This window comes from Pseudomonas sp. YuFO8, assembly GCF_035065025.1.
Classification (GTDB): domain Bacteria; phylum Pseudomonadota; class Gammaproteobacteria; order Pseudomonadales; family Pseudomonadaceae; genus Aquipseudomonas; species Aquipseudomonas putida_AE.
Window position 1 is genome coordinate 124,275 of the sequence record NZ_JAXDEQ010000016.1, and the last position, 9,941, is coordinate 134,215.

Annotated in this window: 6 protein-coding genes; all 6 read right to left on the reverse strand. The window is 59.8% G+C overall.

Annotation, left to right across the window (positions count from 1 at the left end):
- Window positions 1-178: 178 nt before the first annotated feature.
- The 6 genes from SOP95_RS16530 to SOP95_RS16555 all read right to left on the reverse strand — a co-directional run bounded on the left by SOP95_RS16530 (window position 179) and on the right by SOP95_RS16555 (window position 9,224).
- Entirely contained in the window at window positions 179-982 is an 804-nt protein-coding gene (locus SOP95_RS16530) for an enoyl-CoA hydratase/isomerase family protein (RefSeq protein WP_010459412.1), read from the reverse strand.
- 19 nt (window positions 983-1,001) lie between these two features.
- The gene (locus tag SOP95_RS16535) at window positions 1,002-2,540 is read right to left on the reverse strand and encodes an AMP-binding protein (protein WP_274075208.1); all 1,539 of its coding nucleotides are present in this window, start codon (window positions 2,538-2,540) and stop codon (window positions 1,002-1,004) included.
- A gap of 5 nt (window positions 2,541-2,545) precedes the next feature.
- Entirely contained in the window at window positions 2,546-3,046 is a 501-nt protein-coding gene (locus SOP95_RS16540) for a (2Fe-2S)-binding protein (protein ID WP_274075209.1), read from the reverse strand.
- 2 nt (window positions 3,047-3,048) lie between these two features.
- Window positions 3,049-3,855, reverse strand: coding sequence for an FAD binding domain-containing protein (locus SOP95_RS16545; RefSeq protein WP_060742345.1), 807 nt, complete (start codon window positions 3,853-3,855; stop codon window positions 3,049-3,051).
- On the reverse strand, window positions 3,852-6,851 hold the full coding sequence (locus SOP95_RS16550) for a xanthine dehydrogenase family protein molybdopterin-binding subunit (RefSeq protein ID WP_323607656.1): 3,000 nt from the start codon (window positions 6,849-6,851) through the stop codon (window positions 3,852-3,854). Before SOP95_RS16550 ends, SOP95_RS16545 begins: the two co-directional genes overlap by 4 nt.
- A gap of 162 nt (window positions 6,852-7,013) precedes the next feature.
- Window positions 7,014-9,224 carry a putative bifunctional diguanylate cyclase/phosphodiesterase gene (locus SOP95_RS16555; protein ID WP_274075353.1) on the reverse strand — a complete coding sequence of 737 codons (2,211 nt, stop codon included), beginning with the start codon at window positions 9,222-9,224 and terminating at the stop codon, window positions 7,014-7,016.
- Between the last annotated feature and the right edge of the window lie 717 nt (window positions 9,225-9,941).

Below are 9,941 nucleotides of genomic sequence, written 5' to 3' on the forward strand. Positions count from 1 at the left end.
TGCCTCACACAAACGGTGATCGAACGTTCTGCATCCCGGTGCACGGGTTGCGAGTAATCAGCAGGTCAGCGGTGAAACCTTGATGTGCCCTTTCAGTTGCATTGAAGGGGCGGCAGGCCCTGCTCCGTAAGGCGTACGCTGTTACCAACATACTCCCGGGCCCGCTCGCCAGTACGATTTACTCGCCGATAAACACGGCCGTACGCTTGCTGTGAAACGCTTCAACGCCTTCCTTGAAGTCCTTGGAGCTACGCAGACGGCTATAGCAGTGACCTTCCATTTCGATCGCGACGGTCAGCGGCGCATCTTCGTTGTCGTTGATCAGTTTTTTCGCCGTGCGCTGAGCCAACGGCGAGAAGCGCCGCAGTTCATCGACCAACGCGTCGACGGTGCTTTCCAGTTCGGTATCCGGCACGACCTCGGTCGCGATACCCCAGGCATAGGCCTGGTCGCCGGTGATGCGTTTGGCGCGCATCACCATGTGCTTGGTGCGGGTGATGCCGATGATTTTCTGCAGGCGTGCGGAGCCACCCGAGCCCGGGATCTGGCCCAGGTTCTGCTCAGGCAAGGCGTAGCGAGTGGTTTGCGAAGCAATTCGGAAATCACAGGCCAGCGACAGTTCAAAACCGACGCCGAAGGTGTAGCCACGGTTGGCAACGATCACCGGTTTTTCGCAACGTGCCGGTGCCGCGACGTTCCAGGCCAGCTTGGAAACGTGCTCTGGCGACGCTTCGAGGAAGCCCTTGATGTCGCCACCGCTGGAGAAGTGTTCACCCACCGAGCGCAGCACGATGACGCGCACGCCTTTGTGTGCATCGAGGGCTTCGAAGACCTGGCGCAGTTCATCACGCTGACCCATGGAAATGACGTTCAACGGTGCGCGGTTGAGGATGATGTCGGCGCGCTCGCGGGACACATCGACTTCAACCTGGAAGCCATCGAACTGAGTGTCGAGAAATTGCTGGATCGCTTGTTGTTGCATGAGAGTGTCCTCTGGATGATTAGCTGATGGCCTTCAAGGCCTGTTCCTGGAATTGGGCCAGCAGCACGCGCCGCAGCACCTTGCCCACTGGAGATTTTGGAATCTGATCGATGAACTGGTAACGCCGTGGCCGCTTGAATTTGGCCAGGCCCGAAGTGATGCAATGGGCATCGAGGTCGCCTTCCGTGACCTCGGCGCGCAACTTGATAAACGCGGCAATGATCTTGCCCCACTGCTCGTCGGGCAGACCGACCACCACCACTTCTTCCACTGCCGGGTGCAGAGAGAGCATGTTTTCGATTTCCGCCGGGCTGACGTTTTCGCCGCCGGTGATGATCAAGTCATCGACACGCCCCGTGACGAACAGATCACCCTCCAGATCGAAGTAGCCGATGTCACCGGTGAAATACCATCCATCACGCAAGGCCTTGGCGGTCGCTTCGGGGCGGTTCAGGTAGCCTTCGAACGCCTCGTCACTCGCCAGGTCGGCGATGATCTGGCCCTCCTCCATTGGGTTGACCTGCACGTCCGGCGTTTCAGCATCAATCGGCACCACGCGCACGCGCTGGTTCATTGCACTGCGCCCTGACGAACCGGGTTTGCGGCTGGCTTGCTGGTCGATGGTGAAGGTGTAGATTTCCGAGCTGCCGTAATGATTGACGAACAATTGCGGCTGGAACGCCTGCTCGACGCGACGCATCAAGCCATCGCTCATCGGCGCGCCGGCAAAGCCGATTTTCTCGACACTGGCTACTCGCTCGCGGGCAAAAGCCGGGTGTTCGATGAGCATGTGGTAGAGCGTCGGCACCAGGTACAGATTGCTGACCTTTTCCCGCTCGATGGCCTGCAGCGTGGCTTCCACGTCGAACTTCGGCACACAGACGAAATGCCCGTCGATCAGCGCCATGGACAGCAACGAACGCACGCCCATGGTGTGGTAAAGCGGCATGACACCCAGCGTGCACTCGTTCTGGCGGTAGAGGTTTTGCGCGACGTGGGCCACCGCCGCGGCGCGTTCACTACGGTGCCGACGGGGCACGCCCTTGGGCTTGCTGGTGGTCCCGGAGGTGTACAGCAGCAGTGAAAAGTCTTCGGCGTCTGCCTGCAAAATGATGTCGGAGGGGGTCTGCGAACACAGTTCCTCGAAACTCAGGTCGGTGTCGGCGGCACGGATACCCGCGGCGATCCGAGGCAGCCTGGTGGCGGCGCTGCAACCGGCCACCGCGGCCACGGTCGCGTCGTCGTAAGCCAGTGCGCGGATTTGCGCATCTTCGATGCAGTAGCCCAGTTCATCGGCAGTCGAACGCCAGTTCAACGGAGTCATGACGACGCCCGCAAACTGACAGGCCCAATGCAGGGTCGCCATCTGCCAGCGGTTCTGCATCGCTACCAGCAGTCGGTCACCGCGTTGCAGCCCAAGGCGTTGCAAGCCCCGCGCTGCGCTCTGGATATCGACGAACCAGTCTTCATAGGTTTTCTTCAACGCACCGTCACTGACCGCCACGGCGTGCGGTCGGCGTTCAACGGCAGCGAGAAAACTGCGTCCGAGATCGAACATTATTGTTATACCCCTTTGTTCGTTTGGCGCTGGGCAGCGACTTCGAGCACGGCCTGGACGATGCCGGTGTAGCCCGTGCAGCGACATAGATGCCCCGAAAGCATGTCGCGTACCTGGGTCTCGTCCGGGTTGGGTACCCGTTCGAGAAAATCCACGCAGGACATGAGAATGCCCGCAGTGCAAAAGCCGCACTGCAAGGCGTGATGACGGCGAAAGGCTTGTTGCAGGTCGCTCAGTGTGTCGTCGTCGGCCAGGGACTCGACGGTCTCGATACGCCGCTCTTGCCCCTGTACCGCGAGCATCAGGCAGGAACGCATGGCGACTCCGTCCACCAGCACCGTGCAAGCACCGCAGACACCGTGTTCGCATCCGACATGGACACCGGTGGCACCGAGGTCGTGGCGCAGGAAGTCGCAGAGTTGGGTTCGCGGTTCGGCCAGCGCTTCACGGGAGCGGCCATTGAGTTCCAGGCGAATCGGAAAGGTTTGGTCGGCAGTTACACGCATGTTCAGACTCCTTCGATCAGCTGATGACCCAGCTCGCGAATCAGTTGGCGGCGATAGGCAGCGCTGGCCTGCACATCGTCTTGTGCGTCGAGCGACCAGGCAGTTTGATTGAGCGCGTCCGGCAGCCCCGCACCACGAGGCAGACTGCGACGTTGTGGACGGTCAGCGACCCCGCCGATGCCAAGTTCGACCTGATCCGCGCCGATGGCTGCGGCCAGGGAGACAATGGCAAAGTCGCCGTGGCGCATGGCGATTTCGCGGAAGCGATAGGTGATGCCTTCGCGCTTGAGCGGAAAACGCACCTCGACGACCAGTTCATCCGCACGCTTGTCGGTGGTGAGAATGCCTTGGAAGAAGTCGGCAGCCTTGACGATGCGCTTGCCTTTTTTCGACTCGAGAACGATCTCGCCGCCCAGCGTCACCAGGCACAGTGGCAACTCGGCGCTGGGGTCGGCGTGAGCCACCGAACCGCAGACGGTGCCGCGATTACGCGTCTGGAAGTGACCGATCCAGGGCATCGCCAGTGCCAATAAAGGCACCTCGTCCATCAGGGTCGAACGCGCCAGCAACTGCGCCTGTCGTACCCCGGCACCTACCGCCAGGCAATCCTTGCGCAGTTCGATATAGGCCAGTTCAGCCACATGATTGATATCGATCAGTAACTTGGGTTGAGCCAGGCGCATGTTCAGCACTGCCATCAGCGATTGGCCACCGGCGATGATGCGAGCTTCCTGGCCGTACTCGGCGAGCAACTCAACCACCTGACGACGGGTGTCAGCCCGAACGTAATCGAAAGCAGCCGGTTTCATTGCGCACCTCCCTTGCCAAACAGCGCGCCAAGCGAGGCCCGCAGTCGCGCCCACCAGCCGGTGGAGATGGCTTGGCCGCTGACCCGTTGCGACAGGCGAGTAAAGATTTGTCCGATGATCACTTTCGAGGCCCCTTGCAACATTCGGCCGCCGACCGCGGCGACTTTGCCGCTGACCGCCACCTGGTATTGGTATTCCAGACGTGTGTGGCCATTTTCCAGTTGGACGAAACGCACCTTGGCCTGACCCTGGGCCGAACCCATCGAGCTGCTGCCGGAACCGGACAGACGCAATGAATGCGGCGGGTCCAGATCACTCAGGGCAACCTTGGCCTCGAAGCGCGCACGGATCACGCCGACGCCGACGGTGACGTCTGCGCGGTAACGGTTTTCGCCTTCAAGCACGAGGTCGTGGCAACCGGGAATGATTGCCGCCAGCGTCTGCGGGTCGAGCAAGGTATCGAAGACCTGTTGCGGCGCAGCAGGAATCACCACCGAGTCGTTGGCCCGCAGTGCCGGTCCACCGGCAGCTGCCGCGTCCAGGTTTTCATCGGGCTCCATACCGGCGGGCCGTGGCGGCTCGTCGATCCCGATGAGCGTGCGTACTTTCGATGGCGTCAGTGGCAGACGGATGTCCGAGCGGCCAAGGGCGTCGGCCACCGCGTTGGCGATGCACACCGGCGTGCTCATATTGTTGCCCTCGCCCACACCCTTGGCGCCCAGTGGGGTGAATGGCGATGGCGTTTCCATGTGCAGGATCACCGGTTCGATCACTTCCGGTGCGGTCGGCACCAGATAATCGGCGAAGGTCCCGGAGAGGAAACTGCCGTCCTCGCCATAGGCGAACTCTTCCATCAGCGCCGCGCCGAGGCCTTGGGTGAAGCCACCACGAATCTGGCCATCGACCAGCGCCGGGTTGAGCAGGCGGCCGGCGTCATGGCAGGTGACGTAGCGATCGATGTGGATCTCGCCGGTCATGCGGTCGATTTCCAGACCACAGATGTCGAAGACAAAGCCGTAGCACAGCGAGCTGTTGACCTGATCCTGGTCGTCCGGGGCCACCAATTGCGGCGGGCTCCAGAACGCGGTTTCGCGCAGTCCGCCACTTTCACCTTCCGGCAGCAGGCCCGGCGACCAGTGGGTCGCACCGGCAATCCGATGGAATGGCGCGACCGCTCCGCCATTGACCACAAAAATCTTGCCGCCGGCGAAACGAATATCTTCGGGGCTGGCCTGCAATTGCTCGGCGGCAATCGCGGCGAGGCGATCGCGGATCTTCAGCGCCGCCTTGTAGACGGCACCGGCCACAGCGCCGGCGAAGCGGCTGGAATAGTTGCCCGAGGCAATCGACCAAGCGTCCTTCTGGGTATCCAGTTCGACGTTGACCACGATGGATTCCAGCGCAACCCCAAGCACTTCAGCGACGACCTGAGCGACGGTGGTTTGATGGCCCTGCCCTTGCGGTGCCGAGGACACGTGCACACTGACGTCACCCAATGGGCCGACGTTGATGGTGGCGGTGGCGACAGCGCCGTTTTTCGGACCGGCCTTGCGCCGCTCTTCGGGTGTCATCGCGGTGGTGATGTATCCCATGTTGGAAATCGAAGGCTCGATGACGGCGGCATAACCGATGCCGTAGATCCGGCCTTCGGCACGCGCCTGATCACGACGTTCGAGCAACTCGTCGAGTCCACCGTCAGCCGCCGCCAAGGCAATGCCTGCCTGGTAATTGCCGGAATCGAGCAACGCACCGGCGGCCGCGCGATAAGGGAAGGCATCGGCCGGCACCAGGTTGCGGCGGATCACGTCCAACGGATCAAGCTTCAACTGCACGGCGATGTGTTGCAGCAGACGCTCCAGGGCGAAATACACCTGTGGGCCACCAAAACCACGGTTCAGGCCGGAAGGGGTTTTGTTGGTCAGCACCACTCGGTTGCGCACTTGCAAATTACGGATCGCGTAGGCCCCCGTCAGGTTGCCGTGCATGCGGTAGAAAGTCGCCGGTTCAGGCGCTCTCAGGTAGGCACCACAATCGTCGATCTGGTCATAACGCAAAGCGGTGATGCGGCCATCTGCTTCTACCGCTGCTTCAATTTCGGTCACCCGATTGGTCGCCGAGGAAGCCCCCTGCAAATGTTCCAGACGGTCCTCGACCCACTTCACCGGTGCGCCGACCTTGCGTGACGCCAGGCCCATCATCACCACGTAAGGGAAAACCCCTTGCTTGATGCCAAAGCTGCCGCCGGAGTCTTTCGGTGTGCGCAAACGCAAGCGGTTGCCGGGCACATTCAGTGCACGGGCCATGACCGTGTGCAACGCATAGGGGCCCTGAAAATTGGCCAGCACGTCATAAATGCCGGTGGCGCGCTCGTACTGAGCGAGCACTACATAGCATTCAATGGGTGTGCAGGAACTGCGCGGAAACTTCACTTTGAGCGAGACTTTGTGCGGCGCCTGCTCGAACGCCTGCTCCGGCTCGCCATAACGAAAGCGTCGTTCGTTGACCACGTTGCTGCCGACGGCTTCGTGCAGGATCGGCGCCTGTTCGGCGGTGGCCCGTTCGGGATCGATGATCGGGGGCAGCGGCTCGTATTCAACGCGCACACCTTCGATGGCGTCCTCGGCCAGATAGCGGCTCTCGGCGATCACCACGGCCACCGGCTCTCCGACATAGCGCACCTTGTCCACGGCGACGCACCAGTGCTCCATCGGCTGACGCACACCCACCGGGAACGGCAGCGCCCAGCGTTTGACGTCTTCGCCGACCAGCACGCCGTGCACGCCTTTCATCAGCAGCGCTTTGGAAAAGTCCACCGAGGTGATCCGCGCATGAGCGTGGGGTGAACGGATAATTGCGGCATGCAGCGTACCCGGCGGGATCGCAGCGTCATCGGCATAGCAGCCGAGACCGCGCAACAATGCGGCGTCCTCGACACGGGTCTGACGGGCGCCGATGTGGCCGGTCTGGCTTTCGGTAGCAGGTTGGAAACTAGTCATTTTTTCGCGGCTCTTGTTGTTTTGCAGCGCGATAGCGTTAGAGCCGAGTGTGTGAGAAAGGCGCAGGGAGCGCCCTGCCTGGGGAGAGGGAGTTCTGCGTTGGAGTCTGACAATTTGCCTTAGCGTCTGATTTTCAGGTTTGGGACCGGACAGAATTGCCGGTCAGGGATGGGACGCGAGAAGGCTCAGGAACGCTTCGACTTCTGCATAGGGCATCGGTTTGGCAAAGAAATACCCCTGAAAAATATCGCAGCGACTGCCCTTCAGGAAATCCACCTGAAACGCCGTTTCCACGCCTTCGGCGACCACCGTCAGGCTGAGGTGATGGGCCATGGAAATAATGCCTTGGGTGATCGCTGCATCGTGATGGTCGGTAGCGATTTCCTGGATGAACGAGCGGTCAATCTTGATCTTGTCGATGGGCAAACGCTTGAGGTAGCTGAGGCTGGAAAAACCGGTGCCGAAATCATCGAGCGCAATGCACACCCCCAACGCCTTGAGCCGGTGCAATGTGTCGATCGCCTGTTCAGCGTTATGCAACAGAAGCGACTCGGTGATCTCCAACTCCAGTTGCTCACCACAGAGTCCGTGTTTCTCCAGGGTGGCTTGTACATACTGGACGAAATGGCCACGCTGAAAATGCATCGGCGAAATATTCACCGCCATCGAGATGCCGGTGATGCCCTGCTCGCCTAGCTGGCGCAAGTGCGCACAGGCCGTATCGAGTACCCAAAGGCTCAGCGGGATGATCTGACCACTGTCCTCTGCCACCGGCACAAACACTGCGGGTGAGATAAATCCTTTTTCAGGATGCTCCCAGCGCAGCAACGCTTCGATCCCGACCACCCGCCCCGTGCGCGCCTCTATCTGCGGTTGATAATGCAGCTTGAACGATTGAGTTTCGATAGCCTTTTGCAGGTCATTGCGCAGGCTCGCGTGCTCGCAAACGCGCTGATTGAGATCGCTGGTGTACCACTGAAAGTTGTTGCGCCCTTGCTGCTTGGCTTTGTACATGGCCATGTCAGCCTGCTGGATCAGCTGCATCGGCTGCTCGATGTGACCATCGCTCAGGGTGATGCCAATACTTGCACTCACGTGCAGGTCAATGCCCTGGATGCAGTAGGGTCTGGCAATGCTGGCCATCAAGCGCTCGACCACCGGTACAACGTCCTCATCACGAAGCAGGTCCGGCAGCAGCACGATAAATTCGTCACCGCCCATGCGCACGATGGTGTCACCGGGACGAACCTGCCGAGTCATACGCTGCGCCACCTCAATCAGCACCTGATCGCCGAAGTAATGCCCGATCGAATCGTTGATGGATTTGAATCCATCCAGGTCAATGCACATCACCGCCAGACGACGCTTGCGCCGACGACTGATGTGACAATCCAGCATAAGCCGGTCTTCAAGCGAAACACGGTTAAGCAAACCGGTCAGGCGGTCATGGCTGGCGTTGAAGCTCAATTGGCGCTCGAAATGTTTCTGCTCGCTGATGTCCCGGGCAATGCCAAATACCCCGACGATCTCTCCGTTGACCATGATCGGCAGGTTGGAAATGTCCATGGTCAGCAATTTATCACTCTCGTCGAGAAGCCGTGCCTCGAAGCGTTGAGGCTCTCCAGCGCGGGCTGCGGAAAAATGCTGACTGACCCGTTCCAGGTCTTCTTCGAGCAACAGGCGGGAAAAGTGATGACCGAGGAAATCGGTTGCGGTGTGCGGTTTCAGCTTCAGGCCTGCCGGATTCACACTCTGGATGTTGCCGGCCAGATCGAGGGCGAACACCGGGTTGGGGTTGTAGGTGAACAATGATCGAAAACGTTGTTCGCTTTCCTCCAGACGTTGGCCGTCACGTTCGCGGCGGATCGCAATGACTGCCAGTTGGGCTGCAAAGGCCAATCGTTGAATCTGCGCCTCGTCCGGCGCATGGGCGCGGTTCTGGTACAGGGCAAATGTACCCAACACGTTTCCTTGATGGGAGAGCAACGGCACCGACCAGCAGGAACGCAGGTTATGCCCCAGCGCCAGGCTGCGGAAACGCTCCCAGTTTGGGTCCTGGGCGATGTCTTCGGTGACCACAAGCTCGCGCCGGAATGCTGCGGTGCCGCAGGTTCCTTCCTGTGGACCAATGGCCATTCCATGAATCGCCTCGCTGTACTCGGCCGGCAGCCCGGGCGCCGCGCCGCTTAGCAAGTGTTTGCCCTCGGCATCAGTGAGCAGGATAGAGCAGAAAGTTTCGGGGGTCTGTGCGTCGTGCATCTGACAGATGGCGCAGAGTATGTCGCCCAGATGATGGTCGGTCGCGATCATGCCGAGAATGTCACGTTGCGACTCGGGGAAGGTCTTGCTGTGAAAGCTCGGACGAGTATTCATGGTGGTTCCTGAAGACTCTCGAGGTCGTCCGGTCTTCAGAGAGCCTGAAACAGTGGGCGGCCGATCACTGTCCACTAGTGCGTCGGACGCGCACTCTATAGAGCACCGACCCGCTAAAAAAAGGCTCAGATCCAACATAAAAAACAGTATCAGATTGCCGCCGTTTGGCTGGAATGGTCGGGGTGCTCCGTTCTGCTGGGCCGGACAGTTCGGAAGCTGCAGCCCGGTTTCCATGAACTTGGACCGATGAACATTTCCACGCCAATAGCCTTCGGACCTGCCGCAAAACATAGTAACGGCCTGCCTATGAACATATGACATGGCCCACTTGTAAAATCGTGTATTAGAGGGTTCCCCGCTTTATGTGAGCTGCACCTGGAAACCTGAGATTTCGAATAAAACCTGGATCTGAAAATCAAGGCGTTACCTGGTGCGGCGAATCCGTGTGCGCGGCGCACTGGCAACGACCTCTCACAATATTTTCACATCGTCTTACGTACAGTCGATCTAGCTCCTTTTGTGATTCCCAGCCCGCGCTCCCCATCGCGGGTTTTTTTTCGTCCGCAAAAACTGCGGACCGCTTGGAATTCTGAACTGTCACATCTCAGTTGACAGTCAAACGCATTTCACCGGCTTTTTCCCCACCCTCCAGATCCTTAATCTGAGCCCATGTTGAACGACAACATTCACTCACTTCAAAAGGACTTCATCATGAGC

Excerpts from the sequence above, each read along its gene's own strand:
- SOP95_RS16530 (WP_010459412.1), bottom strand. The coding sequence starts at position 982 with ATGCAACAACAAGCGATCCAGCAATTTCTCGACACTCAGTTCGATGGC.
- SOP95_RS16540 (WP_274075209.1), bottom strand. The coding sequence starts at position 3,046 with ATGCGTGTAACTGCCGACCAAACCTTTCCGATTCGCCTGGAACTCAAT.
- SOP95_RS16545 (WP_060742345.1), bottom strand. The coding sequence starts at position 3,855 with ATGAAACCGGCTGCTTTCGATTACGTTCGGGCTGACACCCGTCGTCAG.
- SOP95_RS16535 (WP_274075208.1), bottom strand. The coding sequence starts at position 2,540 with ATGTTCGATCTCGGACGCAGTTTTCTCGCTGCCGTTGAACGCCGACCG.
- SOP95_RS16555 (WP_274075353.1), bottom strand. The coding sequence starts at position 9,224 with ATGAATACTCGTCCGAGCTTTCACAGCAAGACCTTCCCCGAGTCGCAA.
- SOP95_RS16550 (WP_323607656.1), bottom strand. The coding sequence starts at position 6,851 with ATGACTAGTTTCCAACCTGCTACCGAAAGCCAGACCGGCCACATCGGC.